The organism is Marinilactibacillus kalidii (assembly GCF_017599325.1).
GTDB classification, from domain to species: domain Bacteria; phylum Bacillota; class Bacilli; order Lactobacillales; family Carnobacteriaceae_A; genus Marinilactibacillus; species Marinilactibacillus kalidii.
In genome coordinates this window covers 1-19069 of record NZ_JAGFVM010000030.1, presented here as the reverse complement: position 1 = coordinate 19069, position 19069 = coordinate 1, and the positions used below count along the sequence as shown (strand labels likewise).

At 37.8% G+C, this 19069-nt stretch carries 17 protein-coding genes; 16 read left to right on the top strand and 1 reads right to left on the bottom strand.

The features are described from left to right. Positions 1–37 precede the first annotated feature (37 nt). The 14 genes from msrA (at position 38) to J5J05_RS06865 (ending at position 13373) form a co-directional block, all read left to right on the top strand. Complete coding sequence (gene msrA, locus J5J05_RS06930) at positions 38–556, top strand: peptide-methionine (S)-S-oxide reductase MsrA (RefSeq protein WP_208559956.1); 519 nt, start codon at positions 38–40, stop codon at positions 554–556. Further along, entirely contained in the window at positions 556–780 is a 225-nt protein-coding gene (locus tag J5J05_RS06925) for a YozE family protein (protein WP_208559955.1), read from the top strand. The genes msrA and J5J05_RS06925 overlap by 1 nt, the downstream gene beginning before the upstream one ends. A gap of 43 nt (positions 781–823) precedes the next feature. Next, on the top strand, positions 824–1540 hold the full coding sequence (gene deoD / locus J5J05_RS06920) for a purine-nucleoside phosphorylase (RefSeq protein ID WP_208559954.1): 717 nt from the start codon (positions 824–826) through the stop codon (positions 1538–1540). Between the two features lie 34 nt (positions 1541–1574). Continuing rightward, positions 1575–3053 (top strand): S41 family peptidase, encoded by a 1479-nt coding sequence (locus tag J5J05_RS06915; RefSeq protein WP_208559953.1) that lies wholly within the window; start codon positions 1575–1577, stop codon positions 3051–3053. A 169-nt stretch (positions 3054–3222) separates the two neighbouring features. After that, the gene (lepB, locus tag J5J05_RS06910; protein WP_208559952.1) at positions 3223–3762 is read left to right on the top strand and encodes a signal peptidase I; all 540 of its coding nucleotides are present in this window, start codon (positions 3223–3225) and stop codon (positions 3760–3762) included. Between the two features lie 51 nt (positions 3763–3813). Next, positions 3814–4452, top strand: a complete 639-nt coding sequence (gene lepB, locus J5J05_RS06905) for a signal peptidase I (protein WP_208559951.1) — start codon at positions 3814–3816, stop codon at positions 4450–4452. Between the two features lie 102 nt (positions 4453–4554). Continuing rightward, a complete protein-coding gene (gene ylqF, locus J5J05_RS06900) occupies positions 4555–5436 on the top strand; it encodes a ribosome biogenesis GTPase YlqF (protein ID WP_208559950.1) in 882 nt (293 codons plus the stop codon). Continuing rightward, on the top strand, positions 5417–6193 hold the full coding sequence (locus tag J5J05_RS06895; RefSeq protein WP_208559949.1) for a ribonuclease HII: 777 nt from the start codon (positions 5417–5419) through the stop codon (positions 6191–6193). The genes ylqF and J5J05_RS06895 overlap by 20 nt, the downstream gene beginning before the upstream one ends. Positions 6194–6268: 75 nt before the next feature. Further along, positions 6269–7153, top strand: coding sequence for a DNA-processing protein DprA (dprA, locus tag J5J05_RS06890; RefSeq protein ID WP_208559948.1), 885 nt, complete (start codon positions 6269–6271; stop codon positions 7151–7153). Between the two features lie 218 nt (positions 7154–7371). Continuing rightward, positions 7372–9441 (top strand): type I DNA topoisomerase, encoded by a 2070-nt coding sequence (topA, locus tag J5J05_RS06885; protein ID WP_208559947.1) that lies wholly within the window; start codon positions 7372–7374, stop codon positions 9439–9441. A 153-nt stretch (positions 9442–9594) separates the two neighbouring features. Continuing rightward, positions 9595–10494, top strand: a complete 900-nt coding sequence (gene xerC / locus J5J05_RS06880; protein ID WP_208559946.1) for a tyrosine recombinase XerC — start codon at positions 9595–9597, stop codon at positions 10492–10494. Between the two features lie 33 nt (positions 10495–10527). Further along, positions 10528–11070 carry an ATP-dependent protease subunit HslV gene (gene hslV / locus J5J05_RS06875; RefSeq protein ID WP_208559945.1) on the top strand — a complete coding sequence of 181 codons (543 nt, stop codon included), beginning with the start codon at positions 10528–10530 and terminating at the stop codon, positions 11068–11070. A 10-nt stretch (positions 11071–11080) separates the two neighbouring features. Continuing rightward, positions 11081–12502, top strand: coding sequence for an ATP-dependent protease ATPase subunit HslU (gene hslU / locus J5J05_RS06870; RefSeq protein ID WP_208559944.1), 1422 nt, complete (start codon positions 11081–11083; stop codon positions 12500–12502). A 43-nt stretch (positions 12503–12545) separates the two neighbouring features. After that, on the top strand, positions 12546–13373 hold the full coding sequence (locus J5J05_RS06865; protein ID WP_208559943.1) for a GTP-sensing pleiotropic transcriptional regulator CodY: 828 nt from the start codon (positions 12546–12548) through the stop codon (positions 13371–13373). A 58-nt stretch (positions 13374–13431) separates the two neighbouring features. Here J5J05_RS06865 and plsY read toward each other — a convergent pair whose 3' ends face one another. Then, complete coding sequence (gene plsY / locus J5J05_RS06860; protein WP_244244653.1) at positions 13432–14022, bottom strand: glycerol-3-phosphate 1-O-acyltransferase PlsY; 591 nt, start codon at positions 14020–14022, stop codon at positions 13432–13434. Positions 14023–14369: 347 nt separating this feature from the next. Between plsY and parE the strand changes: the two genes are divergently transcribed. Then, positions 14370–16343 (top strand): DNA topoisomerase IV subunit B, encoded by a 1974-nt coding sequence (gene parE / locus J5J05_RS06855; protein WP_208559942.1) that lies wholly within the window; start codon positions 14370–14372, stop codon positions 16341–16343. Between the two features lie 25 nt (positions 16344–16368). After that, positions 16369–18852, top strand: coding sequence for a DNA topoisomerase IV subunit A (gene parC / locus J5J05_RS06850; RefSeq protein ID WP_208559941.1), 2484 nt, complete (start codon positions 16369–16371; stop codon positions 18850–18852). Positions 18853–19069 lie beyond the last annotated feature (217 nt).

Sequence of the window (19069 nt, the reverse complement as noted above, 5' to 3'; positions counted from 1 at the left end):
TAGAGAATATGATTAGATAAACAAAGGAGTGCTAAAGATGGAAAAAGCTTTATTTGCAGGAGGGTGCTTCTGGTGTATGGTTGAGCCTTTTGAAGAACAGCCTGGGATATTAACGGTTTTATCTGGGTATACAGGGGGACATGTTGAGAATCCAACTTATGAACAAGTGAAAAGTCAAACTTCGGGTCATACTGAAGCGGTTCTTATTGAATTTGATCCAAAAATGATTTCTTATGAAGCGCTTATTGAAATATATTGGAATCAGACAGACCCAACAGATGCTATGGGACAATTTATGGATAGAGGCGACAGTTACAGACCGGTTATCTATTACTACTCAGAAGAACAAAAAGCAATAGCTGAAGCATCTAAAACCGCTTTAGAAAATAGTGGACGTTACACAGAAGAAATCGTAACGAAAATAGAAGAAGCCAGTACCTTTTATGAAGCTGAAGAAGAACATCAGGAATTTTATAAGAAGAATCCACGACGTTATAAACAAGAAAAAGCTGAAAGAGCTGAATGGGAATCTGCTAACGCTAAAGGTGAACAGTAATGAAAAGACCTTTTTATCATTATTTGATGACAGAAAGAGATCCTAACAAAAAAGATGCTGTAACAATTTTTGCTAATTCAGCTGAAAACGATGGTAGTTTTCCGAAGCAATCTGAAGATTACGATGAAATAAGTGCCTATCTCGAGTTAAATGGATCTTACTTACCGAGTATGGATGTTTTTGACGAAGCTTGGACAAGATATATCGATAGAAATGCAGATTAATCATTTTTTAAACTCAAAAAATCAACAATAGAGGAGATGCAAAATGAGTACACATATCGAAGCAAAAAAAGGTGAAATAGCAGAAGTCGTTTTACTACCAGGTGATCCCTTACGAGCTAAGTATATAGCAGAAACATTTCTTGAAGATGTTGTTCAATACAATACGGTGAGAAATGCTTTTGGTTATACAGGGACGTATAAGGGACAAAGAATTTCCGTACAAGGTACAGGTATGGGAATCCCATCTATCATGATCTATGTAGAAGAATTGATACAAGAGTATGGCGTGCAAACACTGATGCGTGTAGGTTCTGCCGGTGGGATGAAGAAAGAAGTAGAAATTCGAGATGTCGTTCTCGCTCAAGCAGCAACAACGGATTCAAGTGCAGTGAGAAATACTTTTAGCAATCAAGTAGATTTCGCACCGATCGCTGATTTTCATTTGTTGAAACATGCTTATGAAATTGGAACTGAAAAAGGAATGAACGTTAAAGTCGGTAACGTATTGAGTGCAGACCGATTCTATAATCAAGAATTAGATAAAATGAAGCTAGCAGATTACGGTGTGCTTGCGGTAGAAATGGAAGCCGCTGGTCTTTACCTTCTCGCTGCGAAATACAATAAAAAAGCTTTGGCGCTTTTAACGATTAGTGATCACCTGCTTACCGGAGAAGAGACAACTTCTGAAGAACGTGAGAAGACATTTGATGACATGATGATCATTGCACTTGAAACAGCATTAAAAGCCCATAACGATTAAACGAAGCACAGATAAACAAGAAAAGAGGAAGTCCATGGAACAAGATCCGGATAATAGACAGACCAAAAAAGTTAGTTTAACAGTATACATGCTTTCATTGATTGTGGTACTCATTGTCGGTATTGCAGGAACAATATTATTTGTTAAGAGTACTGACTCGAATCAAGAAGCCAAAAAGTTGGAGAACCCTTCTACAGAAGGCGTTGTTGCTTCAGACAGTAACTTAAAGCAAGTGGAAGAACTTTATACTGTGTTATCAGAAAATTATTTTGAAGAAGTGGATTCCGACGATTTAGTTGAAGGCGCCTTAGAAGGTATGGCTGGTGCTTTAGACGATCCTTATACACAATATTTAGATGTATCAGAATCAACCTCCCTTCAAGAAAATACAAATGGTGAGTTCGAAGGTATTGGTGCCGAGGTAATGAAAGAAGGCGAATATGTTAGAATTGTATCGCCAATTGGTGGCTCGCCCGCTGAAACTGCTGGACTACAGGCCAATGATTTAATTGTAGAGATCGATGGCGAGTCTGTTGCAGAATTATCTTTAACAGATGCTGTTGCACTGATTAGAGGACCAAAAGACTCAGAGGTCACACTCTTACTTCAACGGAATGGAGAAGAATTCAATGTGACGCTAACGAGAGATGCGATTCCAGTTGAATCCGTTATATATGAATTAGATGAGGATCAACTAGAAATCGGTTATGTTCGAATCACCAACTTTAACCGACCAACTTATCAAGAACTAGTGGATGCGATTGAGGATTTGAAATCTCAAGGTGCTGAGAAATTTGTATTTGATGTTCGAAGTAATCCAGGTGGACTATTGGATAGTGCGCTTCAGATATCCAATATCTTTGTCGAAGATGGTTTACCGTTGATGCAATCTCAAGGTCGCGGAGAAGAGCCTTACGTTTACCAAGCTGATTCTGAAAATTTAGGTGACTATAAATATGACGGAAAAGCTGTTTTACTCACAAATGAAGGTAGCGCAAGTGCTTCAGAAATTCTAGCTGGTGCACTAAGTGAGTCAGCTGACATCCCATTAATAGGACAGACAACTTTCGGTAAAGGAACCATCCAGAATGTTGTACCTCTTGAAGATGGCGATGGAGAAGTCAAATTTACAACGGGTAAATGGTTGACAGCTGACGGTGAATGGATTCATGAAAAAGGGATAGCCCCTGATGCCGAAGTAGCAATGCCAGATTACCAAAATCTATTAATTGTAAATAGTGAAGAAACGTATCAATTAGGTGATAGCTCAGACGAAGTCAAAAACTTAAATGCTGTTTTAGATGCTTTGGGATATGGTACCAGTGAATCCGAAAGTGACTTTACTGAAGACACCAAATCCGCAGTAGAATCTTATCAATCAGATAAGGATTTAGAAGTTAACGGGATAGTAACAGGTTCAACAGCAACAAATCTCGTTGAAGATTTAAGAACATTGATAGAAGAGAACGATACTCAATACAAAGAAGCTATTAAAGTATTAAATGAACAATAAGAAAGAAGGGCGATTTATGTCAAACATAAATCGCTTTTTTCTTGCACCTAACGAGATAAATCTATTTAATTAACTTGCTTTAAAAAAATTGCCTTGATAAAAAAGCAAAATGTAAGCTATAATGAGTTATTCAATTATTTCATTTACTCCATTGAGAAAGAGGATGCATATGCAAAAAAGTCTTAAAGAATTAAGACGAAGACGCATCGGAAGAGTCTTGTTCGGTATTGTATTAGTTAGTGCCTTTTTGAGACTATATATACTCATACCTACTGATGTTACGGGCATATCAATGTATCCGACCTTTCATTCTAACGATAGGGTCGTCATGTCGACTGTTTCATCGATAGACCGATTTGATATTATCGTATTTACCGATCCCATGAACAAAACGGTAGTCAAAAGAGTGATTGGCATGCCAGGTGATTCAGTCCGCTATGATCAGGATCAACTCTATATTAATAATAAAATAATAGAAGAACCTTTTTTTGATCGAGAAGAAATTGAACAAGAACCGGGTCTTTGGACATCTAACTTTGATATTAGCCAAACAGGGGACCAGCGTGTTCCAGAAGGACACTATTTTCTAATGGGCGATAATCGTCGATATAGTTATGATAGTCGGTTCTATGGCAGTATTTCTAGTGAATCTGTCCTTGGGAAAGTCGTTCTACTTTATTACCCAATAGATAGAATCGAATGGCATTGAGTGACAAAAAAATTATGGATCTTTTAATTAAGCTAGAAAGAAGGATAATGTATGAGTGATCAACAAGTAGACGAGACAGGTTTCGTACCTAGAAAAGTCAAACATCAGGATAAAAAAAATCAAACAAAGAAAAAATCGTTCTTTCAAGAAGTCGTTAGCACACTGATTTACATAGCAGTGGTTTCTGTGGCTATATTGCTCTTCCAGAAATATGTCTACGCGAGTGTCACTGTTGATGGTGAGTCAATGGCTCCGACACTTGAGAACGGCGACAAGTTGATACTGAACAAGTTTAATGATGTCAATCGATTTGATATCATTGTTTTCCCAGCCCCAGACGAACCAGAGAAACAATATATCAAACGGGTCATTGGTATACCAGGAGACGAAATCCGTTATAGTAACGAAACACTCTATTTAAATGGTAAAGAAGTAGAAGAGCCTTACCTTGATAGACTCGATGAGTTGGACCAACCTGAGTTCAGTGGAACCATTGATGAATTTTCTTTAGAATCTCTACAAGGCGTCCAAGAAGTTCCAGAAGATGAGTATTTTGTTATGGGAGATAACAGAGGGAATTCTAGAGATAGTCGTTACTTCGGTTTTGTTTCTGAAGAATCAGTAACGGGTGTAACAACTTATAGGGTATGGCCTTTTAATGATTTTGGGCGTATCGATGAAGCTGATTAATCAACAAAGATAGTTGGTAAAAGAAGGATTTCCTTCTCTACCAACTTTTTTCATGTAAGTACAAGCAGATCTATTAAGGAAAAAGAGTTAGGAGAATAATTCATGACAATTCAATGGTACCCCGGTCACATGGCCAAAGCCAAAAGACAATTTCAAGAAAAACTAAAATTAGTAGACGTTGTATTTGAACTCGTAGATGCAAGAATTCCTTATTCGAGTAGAAACCCAGACTTGAACGAAATGATTGGTGATAAACCGCGGATCACGATTTTAATGAAAAGCGATTTATCGGATATGAAGAAGGTGAATGAATGGATCAAATACTATGAATCCAAGGGCATTTATGCTATTTCAATCAACGCTAAACAAGGTCAAGGTATGAAAGAAGTGATTAAATTGGCTAAGGTGGCTTTAACTTCTTTCTTTGAGAAAAGAGAAAAAAAGGGCATGAAACCAAGAGCAATCAGAGCCGTCTGTGTAGGCATACCAAACGTTGGTAAATCAACATTGATCAATCGCTTTGCGCGTAAAAACATCGCACAAACCGGAAATAGACCGGGTGTTACTAAATCTCAACAATGGATTAAATATGGTAAAGAATTAGAGCTTTTAGATACACCAGGTATTTTATGGCCGAAGTTTGAAGATCAAGAAGTTGGGAAAAGATTGGCAGTGACTGGAGCCATTAAAGATACGCTCTTACACCTAGATGATATTGCCTTATTTGGCATGGATTATTTAACGCAACATTATCCAGGTGCGCTTGCGAAACGTTATCACTTCGATCAAAAACTAGAAACAGAAATGCCACTTCCAGAATTACTAATGGAAATTACTCGTCTTAAAGGCTATAAAGAAGATTACGAAAGAACAGCTCAGGTGCTGATTTACGAATTAAGAGATGGTAAATTAGGTAGATTCACTTTTGAAACACCAAATGAAATTTTTATGGAAAGTGATGTAGATGAAGAAGCAGACAATTAAAGAAATCAAAGCCCTATTAAATAACCTAACGGACGTAAATGACCCTCAACTAGTGCTTTTGAAAGAAGATGAGCGAAAAGGGGTACAAGACGCCTTGCTAAAGTGGCAACGAGCTTATGATAAAAAACAAGCGCTCGTTGCTGAGTATGATCGGATGTCAGTATTTGAGCAAAAAGCGCTCAGCACGGGTGCGTCTCTAGTTGCTGGTATTGATGAAGTAGGTCGTGGTCCCTTAGCTGGCCCGGTGGTGGCCGCTGCTGTTATCCTCGATCCAGCTAATCCAATCATTGGACTGAACGATTCTAAGAAGCTACCCATGGCTACTAGAGAACGCTTATATCAGGAAATTAAAGAAAAAGCATTAGCCTATAGTGTAGGGCAAGTTGATGCACAAGGGATTGATCAAATCAATATTTATCAAGCTAGTAAGCGGGCAATGCAATTAGCGGTAGAGGGTTTAGCTTTAAGTCCAGATCATTTGCTTATCGATGCGATGAAGTTAGACTTGCGGGTTGAACAAGAGAGTCTGATCAAAGGAGATGCCCGAAGTGTTTCGATTGCGGCAGCTAGTATAATCGCAAAAGTAACCAGAGATAAAATGATGGAAGACTATCATCAAATCTATCCTGGATACGGCTTTGATCAAAATGCTGGATATGGGACTAAACAACACTTAGAGGGATTAGATGCTTTAGGGATTACACCAATCCATCGACTATCCTTTGCGCCAGTACGTGCTAGAAGTGACTATCGTTAGATTTGAAAATCATGGCTAGTTTATATAATAAGAAGTTCGGTGACGAGTTTCTACTATTATATAAGGAGTAGATTTATGATGACTAAAATAGCTACTTTTGAAAGTGTTAGTTTTGTGCTGGCTCACTATCCAAGTCTAACCATTGAAGAAAAATGGTGTTTGTTAAAGGAGCGGTTCGCGGGACATGCTCTTTTCACTGACACATTTAGAGAATACAAGAAGCTTTCTGAAAAAAAGAAAGCTTCTTTTTTTCGATTTGAATCTACTTTTAATGAAGCGGTGCAGCTTCAATGCTTAAGTGAAAAGAAAATTTCTATTCTACCAATCACGCATCCTCATTATCCACAACGTTTAAAGGAAATTTACTTTCCACCTATTTTATTATTTTATAAAGGGAATAGCCAATTGCTTTCTAAAAAAATAATTGGCATTGTGGGAGCGAGAGACTGTACAAGATATGGTATACAATGCATCGAACAGTTGCTACCAGCATTGGTTAGAAATGAAATCGTGATCTGTAGTGGTCTTGCACGAGGAATCGATACAGTAGCGCATTGTGAGACCTTAAAAGCCTCTGGAAAAACGATTGCGGTAATTGGTACTGGGATCAATCGATATTATCCGGCTGAAAATCAGCAATTACAAAAATACATCGAAGAAAGTAATCTTGTTCTTTCAGAGTTTCCACCAGATACTAGACCACTCAAACATCACTTCCCTTTAAGAAACAGAATCATAGCAGGTTTAAGTGATGGCGTAACCGTTATCGAAGCAAAGAGTCGTAGTGGTAGCCTGATTACCGCTTATCAGGCACTCGAACAAAATAGGGAAGTTTATGCTGTGCCTGGCCCTATCTTTGGTGAACTCTCTGAAGGGACAAATGCACTCATTAAGTCGGGGGCGAAAATTGTAACATCTGCTTCAGATATTACAGAAGATTTTTATGATCAAATGAGATGATTATACTGAATAATGTATAAAATGATTTATTTTTTTAAACTTGCAAGTTGACAAACCCCTTTCGTATAGCATATGATGAGTAACGATTCTTGCATAGCAAAAAGAATAGAGCATTTCATTAATCCAATGAGTGATTTTTATTCAATTACTTTATCGTTCCTAAATGGAAAATTGTGCTAAAACATTACAAATCAGAGTAAACGAAAGGGGCCGTTCATTTGGCTTATAAATACTTGGTCATCGTGGAATCACCGGCTAAAGCTAAAACAATCGAGAAATACCTAGGCCGAAATTACAAAGTTGTTGCTAGTTTAGGACACATTAGAGATCTCCCTAAAAGTAGAATGGGCGTAGACTTCGAGAATAACTATGAACCCGATTATATTACCATTAGAGGTAAGGGTCCCGTTATTAAAGACTTGAAGAAATATGCAAAAAAAGCTGAAAAAGTTTTCCTCGCAGCCGATCCGGATCGCGAAGGTGAAGCAATCGCTTGGCATTTAAGCTATTTGTTAGATTTACGAGATGACGAAAAGAATCGTGTCGTTTTTAACGAAATTACAAAAGATGCTGTAAAAAATGCATTGAAAAACCCAAGAGATCTAGATGAAAATCTTATTGACTCTCAACAAGCAAGACGTGTATTGGATCGTATCGTTGGATACCAGATTAGTCCACTTCTATGGAAGAAAGTGAAAAGAGGTTTGAGTGCTGGACGTGTTCAGTCGGTCGCACTAAAAATCATCTGTGATAGAGAAGAAGAAATAAAACAGTTCAAGCCAGAAGAATACTGGACCATTGATGGGAACTTCGTTAAGTCTCGTAAAAAATTTAAAGCAAGTTTTTATGGCGTAGATGGAAAGAAAACACCACTTGCTGACCAGACTGAGACACAAGCTATCTTAGAACGTATCAATAAAGAGGAAGACTGGAACGTAAAAAAAGTTACTCGAAAAGAACGTAAACGTAATCCGCAAAACCCGTTCACAACAAGTAGCCTTCAACAAGAAGCTGCTGGTAAATTAAACTTTAGAACACGTAAAACAATGATGGTCGCTCAGCAATTATATGAAGGGATCTCACTGGGTAAAGGTGGCGCTGTAGGTCTGATCACTTATATGCGTACAGATTCAACTCGTCTATCTGATACAGCCAAAGCAGAAGCTACACAACTGATTCATGATGACTACGGTGATGAGTATGCTGCAGTAAAGGCGCGCGCAGTAAAAAATAAAGAAGGCGCTCAAGATGCACATGAGGCTATCAGAGCTACTAGTGCAATGAGAAGACCGGAAGATATCAAGCAATATCTAAGTAAGGATCAATACAAATTGTACAACTTAATTTGGTCTAGATTTGTAGCTAGCCTGATGAAACCAGCTATTTATGATACGATGCGTGTCGATTTGGAGCAAAATGGCGTACTCTTCAGAGCAAACGGATCTAAAATCAAATTCGATGGGTATCAAATTGTCTATAAAGATTCTTCTAGAGAAAAAGACAACATTTTACCAGAGATGGAAGAAAATGACGCTGTAAAAGTGGATAGTATAGAGCCTGAGCAACATTTCACACAGCCACCCGCACGATTTAGTGAGGCAACTTTGATCAAGACGCTTGAAGAGAACGGTGTTGGTAGACCTTCAACTTATGCACCAACGCTTGAGACCATTCAGAGACGTTATTATGTAGCATTAAAAAATAAACGCTTTGAACCAACGGAATTAGGTGGCATCGTTAACGAGATGATCAAAGAGTTTTTCCCGAATATCGTAGATGTCAACTTTACTGCTAAAATGGAACAAGATCTTGATGCTGTTGAAGAAGGTAAAATTGAATGGGTAGAAATTATTGATCAATTCTATACACCTTTCAAAGAAGAAGTCGAGAAGGCAGAAAAAGAGATAGAAGAAGTTGAAATCGAAGATGAACCTGCAGGATTTGATTGCGAAAAATGTGGTCACCCAATGGTGATCAAGATTGGTCGCTACGGTAAATTTTACGCATGTTCGAACTTCCCTGACTGTCGCAATACAAAACCAATCGTTAAAAAGTTAGAAATCACTTGTCCTTTATGTAAAAAAGGAGAGGTCGTAGAAAGAAAATCTAAGAAAAATAGAATTTTCTATGGTTGTGATCGTTATCCTGATTGTGAATTCACTTCATGGGATAAACCAATCGGCAGAAATTGTCCTAAGTGTGATCACTACCTTGTAGAGAAGAAAACGAAAAAACAAAGCCAAGTCAAATGTTCGAACTGTGACTATACAGAAGACGTTCAAAATTAATGACGAAGACGTTTTGACAGTAATTAAGCAATGGACTGCAGCTATAGCGGTCTATTGCTTATCACGGTCAGCGTCTTTTTGTGTCTGCTCTTCTTATACGAAATTTTATAGAAATGTGTTAAACTAGATAAGGAACAAATTCGGGAGGTTCGTTTGATGGAAAGAAACTTAGTAGAACTGTTTATGAATCACTTGATTCATGAACGACATTATTCGGCACTTACTAAAAAAGCTTATCTAGAAGATATCGAAGCGTTCGTTGGATTTTTAAAAGAGACGGGTGACGAGGATCTACTAACTGTAACCTTACCAGATGCTAGGGTCTACTTGGGCTATCTGAACGATCGTGAATACTCTAGAACGTCTATTTCTAGAAAAATATCAAGTCTACGGGCATTTTATCAATTCTTATTAAACAATGAATTAGCTTCCGACAATCCTTTTTCCTACTTGAATATGAAGAAAAAAGGCTTACGCTTGCCAACTTTCTTTTATAATCAGGAAATGGAAAAATTATTTGAAGCGGCCATCGGTGAGAAGCCGCTGGATTACCGAAATGTGGCTCTACTGGAAGTGTTATACGGTACTGGCATTCGAGTAAGTGAATGTGTAGGCTTAAAGATTGAAGATGTCGATTTTGATATGGGTGTTATGTTGGTTTTAGGAAAAGGAAATAAGGAACGATATGTTCCTTTTGGACATTATGCATCTGTAGCACTTCAAGAATATATAGAAGTTACGCGTCAGAACTTGATGTCTAAATATGGTAAAGACCATCCTTATCTTTTTATCAATCATCATGGAGAACAGATCACACAAGCGGGTGTTCAGTACACATTGAATCAAATATTAAAAAAGAGTACACTAACATCGAATATCTCTCCTCATATGTTAAGGCACACATTTGCAACGCATTTATTAGATAATGGTGCTGACATGAGGACTGTCCAAGAATTACTCGGGCATAAAAGTCTATCATCAACACAAATTTATGCACATGTAACTAAAGAACACTTGCAGGCTGATTACCGTAAGTATCATCCTAGAGCATAATTTGAATCAAACTTAGCTAAATGGAGGAAAATCATGGTTGAATTTCACGCGACAACAATACTAGCAATACAACACAACGGAGAATCTGCAATGGCTGGAGACGGTCAAGTAACAATGGGTGAACAAGTTGTGATGAAAGGGACGGCGCGTAAAGTACGTAAGATTTATAATGATCAAGTGCTTGTCGGTTTTGCCGGTAGTGTAGCAGATGCTTTTACCCTAGAAGAGAAATTTGAAGGTTATTTAAATCAGTATAATGGTCATTTAATGAGAGCTGCTGTTGAATTAGCGCAAGAGTGGCGCACAGATAAAATGATGAAAAACCTAGAAGCTCTACTGATCGTCATGAATAAAGATGAAATGCTACTAGTATCTGGTAATGGAGAAGTTATTCAACCAGATGACGGTATCTTAGGCATCGGATCAGGTGGCAATTTTGCTTTATCCGCTGCAAGAGCCCTAAAACAATTTGGTGGAGAACCTTTATCAGCACAGGAAATTGCTAAAAATAGCTTAACCATCGCGGCGGATATCTGCGTATTCACAAACCATAATATTATTTCTGAAAAACTGTGAGGAGACTATCATGCATTCAAAAACTGACTTAAAACCTAGAGAAATCGTCGAAAAATTAGATAGATATATTGTAGGCCAATCAGATGCAAAAAAATCTGTGGCTGTTGCACTTCGTAATCGTTACCGTAGATTAAAGCTAGATGAAGATATGCAAAAAGAAATTACGCCAAAAAATATTTTGATGATTGGTGCAACGGGTATCGGTAAAACTGAAATTGCCCGTCGCCTTGCAGACATTGTCGATGCGCCATTCATTAAAGTGGAAGCAACGAAATTTACTGAAGTTGGTTATATCGGGCGTGATGTCGAGTCTATGATTAGAGACCTTGCCGAAGCGGCTGTTCAGATCGTAAAAGAAGAACAACGTAAAAATGTTCGAGGTAGAGCTGAAAGTAAAGCGATTGCGAGAGTAGCTAAAGCACTTGCTCCTGGTATCAAACAAGAAAAGAAAAAACAAGAGCCTAACCCTTTTTCTAGTATTTTCCAAAATGCTGGTATTGATCCTAATCAATTTTATCCAGACCAAACGGAAGAAACAGAAACCGTTACACCCGAAATTTCTTCTAAACGAGAAGAATTGAAAGATCAGATCCGAAAAGGAATGTTGGATGCTAGAGAAATAGAAGTTAAAGTAGAAGAAAAGAAACAAGCAACAAATCCGATGGGTGCACCGCTTGAGCAAATGGGTATTGATCTCTCAGAGACATTAGGTCAACTTAAACCATCAAAAAAAGTGAAAAGAAATGTTACTGTTAAAGAAGCGGTAGAAATTTTCACGGAAGAAGAAGCGGATAAACTGATCAACCAAGAAGATATCAATGCAGAAGCTGTTCATTTAACTGAAAATGCTGGTATTGTCTTTATAGATGAGATCGATAAAATCACTTCAAAAGGTCAGAATAATAGTGGACAAGTTTCTAGAGAAGGTGTTCAAAGAGATATCTTACCGATTGTTGAAGGTTCTACAGTGAAAACAAAAATTGGTATGGTCAATACTGATCATATCTTGTTTATTGGATCAGGTGCATTCCACTTATCAAAACCGAGTGACTTAATCCCAGAATTACAAGGACGTTTCCCAATTCGTGTAGAACTAAATGACTTAACAAAAGATGACTTTGTGAAGATACTGACGGAACCACATAATGCATTGATCAAACAATACCAAGCGCTTCTTGATACTGAAAATATTGAAGTGATCTTTACGATGGAATCGATTGAGCGTATTGCTGAGATTGCTTATGAAGTAAATGAGTCAACAGATAATATTGGTGCAAGAAGATTGCATACCATCTTAGAACGTTTGCTAGAAGAACTATTATTTGAAGCTCCAGATATGCAAATGGGTGAAGTGAAAATCACGCAGAAATATGTAGATGATAAGATCGGACACATCGTTGAAAATAAAGATTTGAGTCGTTATATTCTATGATCGCATCCATTGATACCCATATTGAAAGGAAAATGATACCAAAATGAGTAATGAAGCCTTTTTAAAGAAAGTAAAGGAATTAAATAAACAGGCTAATGTTAAAGAATGGGCGAAGTATATCCTTTCAAATGATTCAGCGGAGATAGACTTCCCCTTAAAAAGTATCTCTTATGCCTTAGGGAAGCTATTAGATGCGAATATTTTTATTGTTAATGCAGAGGGAAATTTGCTCGGTTATCATGAAAGATACCGCGTAAATACGCAGAGAGTCAGAAATCTAATCAAGAATAAAACGTTTCCTTATAACTATATCCAACGTTTGTCGGGTGTAGAAGAAACGATTATGAATGTGCAAATTGATGATAATCTAACGATTTTCCCAGTAGAAAAACGCGCAAATTATCCTGATGCCTTAACAAGTGTAGTACCGATCGTCTTATCTGATGATCGACTAGGGACACTGTTAGTCGGAAGAATCCAAGAAAGCATCAGCGATGTAGATGGTATGTTAATTGAACACGCTGCTTCAATGATTGGTTTGGAAATTGCTCTAGAGTATGGAAAAACTGAAGTAGAAATCGAAAAGCAACTCTCAGGTGCCAAATTAGCGATTTCTACACTATCTGTGACAGAAGTAAAAGCCTTAAAAGGGGTATTTACTCAAATTAATCAAGATAGCCAAGAGACGATTTTAACAACCTCTGAGATCGCTGATAAAATAGGGGTTACCCGGTCTATCGTTGTTAATGCATTACGCAAATTGGTTTCAGCTTCCGTGATTGAGCAACGCTCAATGGGTATGAAGGGGACATATATTAAAGTACTCAATCCCATTTTTGCTAAAACACTATTTTCCAATCAAGAATCCTAAAAAGCAAAAGAAACCTTAACCATGATCGACACTGGTTAAGGTTTCTTTTGCGCGTTAGTTATTTTTTTAGTCCAAAGGGTACTTTGCTTTCAGTACCGTCTTTAATACGACCGATATTGGCTTTGTGTCGGACGATGACGATAACCATGGCTATCCAGGCGATAACAGCAAAAAGTGGATCCCCTAAGAAAAGAGAAGCTATTGCGGCAATGATGACAGCAATAATGCTTGCGAGACTAACCATGCTTGATACGTAAAGCGTAGCGCCCCAAATAGCCGCTAGGCATAGAAGAAAGATTGGTTGGGCACCCAATGCGATACCTGCGCTTGTCGCGACCGCTTTTCCACCTTTGAATTTGGCGAAAATAGGAAAGACATGTCCGATGACAGCGAATAATCCAACAACCATAGGATGAATATCTATACCAAACCACATTGGTAATAAAGCTGCAATGGTCCCTTTTAAAATATCCATTACTAATACAATCGTACCAGCTGTGGGGCCGAGCACCCTATAAGTATTCGTTGTTCCAGAATTACCGCTTCCGTGTTCACGGATATCTGTTTTAAAGAATATTTTTCCAATCCATACGCCGGAAGGTATGGATCCTAGTAAATATGCCAAGAGAAACATGAGTGTTTCGATCAAGGTTTTCACTCCTTAACTATCCTAATAAGATCTTTTACTATCATACCACGTATCAGAATAAAGGAAAAAGAAATTTTAAATGTGTATTGTATATTGATTATCTGAGCAAAAAAATATAAAGTTAGAAAATAGGTCAATCAAATTGAGGAACATGTCTGTCTCAAATCAGACTCATTTTAACGAGTTCACTTTATTCGGCACATATGTTCTTCACAAAAATACTGACTTTATGGTAAGATAACTATGCTTGCTTAAAAAGCGAAAAGAAAGATCTCTATCTTTTTATAACGAAATCAGTAGCTTCTTCAAACCTGTTTGAAGAATAGAACAATAAGGAGTGGCTCGAATTGGCTAAAAAACCACAATATGATGATGCATCGATTCAAGTTCTAGAAGGACTAGATGCAGTTAGAAAAAGACCCGGAATGTACATTGGGTCGACAGACTCCCGAGGATTGCACCATTTAGTTTATGAAATCGTAGATAACTCAGTTGATGAGGTCTTAGCAGGATTTGGTTCAGAAATCGACGTTAAGATCAATAAAGATGGCAGTATCTCCGTCTCAGATGACGGTAGAGGGATGCCGGTCGGGATGCATGCTTCAGGAATCCCAACGATCCAAGTTATCTTTACCGTACTCCACGCAGGTGGTAAATTCGGTCAAGAAGGTGGTTATAAAACTTCTGGTGGCTTACACGGTGTTGGTGCTTCTGTTGTGAACGCACTATCTGAATGGCTAACTGTAGAAGTTGTCAGAGACGGAAAGTTATATACACAACGGTTCGAAAATGGCGGACGACCTGTCGGAAACTTAAAACAAGAAAAAATTTCAAAAAGAAAAAATGGCACAACGATTCACTTTAAACCAGATACCAAGATTTTCTCTACAGTAGACTATTCGTATAGTTTACTATCAGAGCGATTGAGAGAATCGGCTTTCTTACTAAAAGGCTTGAAAATCACGTTAACAGATGACCGTGATGGACATGAAGAAGCTTTTCATTACGAAGAAGGGATCAAAGAATTCGTTCATTACATCAACGAGGAAAAAGATACCTTAACACCGATTGCCTATTTTGAAGGCGAGAATAATACAATCGAAGTAGAGTGTGCTTTTCAATACAATGATGGTTATTCTGAAAGTGTATTGAGTTTTGTTAACAATGTTCGCACAAGAGATGGCGGTACACACGAAATTGGTACTAAAGCTGCTATAACCAAAACATTTAATGAATATGCTCGCAGAACAGGTTTGCTGAAAGAAAAAGATAAGAACCTTGAAGGAACCGATGTCAGAGAAGGAATCGCGATTATTATCTCTGTAAGGATTCCTGAAAGTCTTCTTCAATTCGAAGGACAAACAAAAAGCAAGTTAGGAACGACAGAAGCTAGAGCAGCATGCGACACTGTTGTGTCAGAGCAATTGAATTTCTATCTATCTGAAAATGGCGAAATGAGCCAGCAGATCGTTCGAAAAGCTATTAAGGCTAGAGAAGCCCGTGAAGCTGCTAGAAAAGCAAAAGAAGAGTCTAGAAATGGCAAAAAACGTAAGCGTCAAGAAACACTCCTCTCTGGTAAGCTGACACCCGCTCAAGGGCGTAATGCGAAAAAAAATGAATTATATTTGGTGGAGGGTGACTCAGCTGGTGGTTCGGCCAAACAAGGACGAGACCGTAAATTCCAAGCAATTCTTCCGCTGAGAGGGAAAGTTATTAATACAGAAAAAGCCAATATGCAAGATATCTTAAAAAATGAAGAAATCAGTACAATGATCTATTCGATCGGTGCAGGTGTTGGTCCAGAGTTTGATATCAAAGACTGCAACTACGATAAGGTCATTATTATGACAGATGCGGATACAGATGGCGCCCACATTCAAGTATTGTTATTAACTTTCTTCTATCGCTATATGAAACCCTTGATTGAAAATGGTAAAGTATATCTAGCTTTACCACCACTTTATAAGGTTTCACAAGGTAAAGGAAAGAACGAGAAGACAGACTATGCTTGGACAGATGAAGAGTTAGATAAAGTACTAAAAAATTACGGTAAAACGTACCTAATCCAACGTTATAAAGGTCTTGGTGAGATGAACGCTGACCAATTATGGGAAACAACCATGGATCCAGATACCAGAACGCTGATACGTGTAACACTAGATGATCTTGCACAAGCTGAGCGTCGTGTATCTGTTTTAATGGGGAATAAAGTAGACCCGAGAAGAAAATGGATTGAAGAAAATGTTGAATTTTCTCTAGAAGAAGATGGTAGTATTCTAGAATCAAATACAGTACTGGAAGAGAATGAATTGAACTCTTAACAGCAAGAAAGGTTTGAATAACTGAATGTCAGAAGAGAGAATTGAAATTCAAGAATTGACATTAGAAGATGTCATGGGAGATCGTTTTGGGCGTTATAGTAAATACATCATCCAAGAGCGTGCACTACCTGACATTAGAGATGGACTAAAGCCGGTACAACGGAGAATCCTGTACGCAATGTTTTCAGAAGGCAATACCAACGATAAAGGCTTTAGAAAATCTGCTAAAACGGTCGGTAATGTTATTGGTAACTTCCATCCCCACGGAGATAGTAGTGTTTACGACGCAATGGTCCGTTTAAGCCAATACTGGAAAATGCGCGCACCCTTGATTGAAATGCATGGGAATAACGGAAGTATGGACGGCGATCCACCGGCAGCCATGCGTTATACGGAAGCAAGACTATCTAAAATAGCGAATGAGTTGTTGACGGACATTGATAAAGAGACTGTCGAGTTTGTATTGAACTTTGATGATACAACGCACGAACCAACTGTGCTTCCAGCTAGTTTCCCTAACCTTTTGGTAAATGGTGCAACAGGTATTTCGGCTGGTTATGCAACAGATATTCCACCTCATAATGTCGGAGAAGTGATTGATGCAGCTGTACATTTGATCTCAAAACCAAACGCAACGACAAAAGATCTGATGACATATATCAAAGGACCTGATTTTCCAACTGGTGGGATCATTCAAGGTGTAGCTGGATTAAGGGCTGCTTATGAAACTGGAAAAGGCAAAATTGTTGTCCGATCTAAAACGGAGATCGAAACACTTCGTGGTGGAAAACAGCAAATCGTTATTTCTGAAATTCCTTATGAAATCAACAAAGCAAACCTTGTTAGAAAAATGGACGAAATCAGAATCAATCGTAAGATTGAAGGGATTGCTGATGTTCGAGACGAGTCAGATCGTACAGGTTTAAGAATCGTTGTTGAATTGAAAAAAGAAACAAATGCAGAAGGTATCTTAACGTACTTCTTTAAAAATACAGACCTTCAAATTTCATATAATTTGAATATGGTTGCGATAGATGAGAGAAGACCGCAACAAGTTGGATTAAAACAGATATTAAACGCTTATTTAGCCCACAAACGTACAGTTATACTTAAACGTACACAGTTTTTATTACGCAAGGATCAAAAACGTGAGCATATTGTTGTAGGACTAATCAAAGCTATTTCTATTCTGGATGAAGTGATTCAAGAAATTCGAAGTAGTTTAAATAAATCCGATGCAAAAAATAACCTAATTTCAAAATTTGATTTTAGTGAAGCGCAAGCTGAAGCAATCGTTAGTTTGCAATTATACCGCTTAACCAACACGGATATTACACAACTACAAAAAGAAGAAGCTGAACTTCAAAGTAGAATCAAGCAATACCAAGAAATCCTAAATAGTGAAACAAAATTGCATGCAGTAATGAAAAAAGAATTAAAAGATACACAAAAGGCATACAAGACTGAACGCATGACAAGTATTGAAGAGAAAATAGAAGAGTTAACAGTAGATACAGAAGTACTCATTGCTGAAGAGGATGTTATCGTATCGGTAACAAAAGAAGGGTACTTGAAACGCACGAGCTTGCGTTCTTACGGCGCTTCAGAACCTTCTGAAATTGGGTTAAGAGAAGGGGATTATCCTGTTTTTGCTGAGAAAATGACTACACTACAGCAAATTGTTATGTTTACGACAAAAGGAAATGTCATCAATCGACCAATACACGAATTGCCTGATGTCCGATGGAAAGATCTTGGCCACCATATCTCTCAATCGATTGCATTGAGTCAAGATGAAAAGATTCTGGCTGTTTATAACATGACGGAGTTCAATGAAGCACATAAATTTGTATTGATTACACGAGAAGGCTATATCAAGCAAACAACAGCCAACGAATTCGAAGCGAAGCGAACCTACCGATCAAGAGCAGCAAACGCCATCAAGTTAAAATCCGACTCTGATCGACTATTAGCTGTCTATTATATTGCTGATCCAGAACCTAGAGATGTATTTTTAGTAACAAACTTAGGTTTCGGATTAAGATATGCGCTGGATGAAGTTTCAGTTGTCGGTGCCAATGCTGTCGGTGTTAAATCAATGGATCTGAAAAAAGAAGATTATATTGTTTCCGGTACTGTCTTCAAAAAAGAGCAGAAACACAATGTATTATTGCTTACACAGCGTGGTGCAGTGAAGAAAATGAATTTATTGGATTTTGATCCTATTTCAAGAGCAAAACGTGGATTACATGTACTTAAAGAGTTAAAGAAAAATCCACATCGCGTGAACTTAATGATTGATGCTAATGACGCTAGCGAGTCGATCACAGTCATTACAGATAAACAAAAAACATTTGAGATAATTCCCAAAGCTTACAAAGTAAGTGACCGTTATAATAATGGTTCTTTCTTATTAGATGAGACAAGCGATGGTGAACCCGTAGATTATAGAATAAACGATATCGTAACACTAGATACAACCGTAGAAGAAACTGACAAGAAAGAATAGTAAGATGAAAAGGTTCTACGTCAAGCAACGTTGGTAAAGAATAATAGTCTATATTTTTAGGAGAGAACATTTCGCTGGTTAGGCAGCTTTATGTTCTCTTTCTTTTTGTTTATGATTCCTTTGTGCTGTTTTTAGATTGAAGTGAAGAATGATCCTGTTTTTGTAATGAATAAAGTTCTTATAGCCGTAGGCTACGCGATTCAACACTTTGATTTTA

What these genes read in the sequence shown, in the direction of transcription:
- lepB (WP_208559952.1), top strand. Translation starts at nt 3,223, where the DNA reads ATGCAAAAAAGTCTTAAAGAATTAAGACGAAGACGCATCGGAAGAGTC.
- msrA (WP_208559956.1), top strand. Translation starts at nt 38, where the DNA reads ATGGAAAAAGCTTTATTTGCAGGAGGGTGCTTCTGGTGTATGGTTGAG.
- lepB (WP_208559951.1), top strand. Translation starts at nt 3,814, where the DNA reads ATGAGTGATCAACAAGTAGACGAGACAGGTTTCGTACCTAGAAAAGTC.
- J5J05_RS06925 (WP_208559955.1), top strand. Translation starts at nt 556, where the DNA reads ATGAAAAGACCTTTTTATCATTATTTGATGACAGAAAGAGATCCTAAC.
- dprA (WP_208559948.1), top strand. Translation starts at nt 6,269, where the DNA reads ATGATGACTAAAATAGCTACTTTTGAAAGTGTTAGTTTTGTGCTGGCT.
- deoD (WP_208559954.1), top strand. Translation starts at nt 824, where the DNA reads ATGAGTACACATATCGAAGCAAAAAAAGGTGAAATAGCAGAAGTCGTT.
- J5J05_RS06915 (WP_208559953.1), top strand. Translation starts at nt 1,575, where the DNA reads ATGGAACAAGATCCGGATAATAGACAGACCAAAAAAGTTAGTTTAACA.
- parC (WP_208559941.1), top strand. Translation starts at nt 16,369, where the DNA reads ATGTCAGAAGAGAGAATTGAAATTCAAGAATTGACATTAGAAGATGTC.
- ylqF (WP_208559950.1), top strand. Translation starts at nt 4,555, where the DNA reads ATGACAATTCAATGGTACCCCGGTCACATGGCCAAAGCCAAAAGACAA.
- hslU (WP_208559944.1), top strand. Translation starts at nt 11,081, where the DNA reads ATGCATTCAAAAACTGACTTAAAACCTAGAGAAATCGTCGAAAAATTA.
- J5J05_RS06895 (WP_208559949.1), top strand. Translation starts at nt 5,417, where the DNA reads ATGAAGAAGCAGACAATTAAAGAAATCAAAGCCCTATTAAATAACCTA.
- hslV (WP_208559945.1), top strand. Translation starts at nt 10,528, where the DNA reads ATGGTTGAATTTCACGCGACAACAATACTAGCAATACAACACAACGGA.
- J5J05_RS06865 (WP_208559943.1), top strand. Translation starts at nt 12,546, where the DNA reads ATGAGTAATGAAGCCTTTTTAAAGAAAGTAAAGGAATTAAATAAACAG.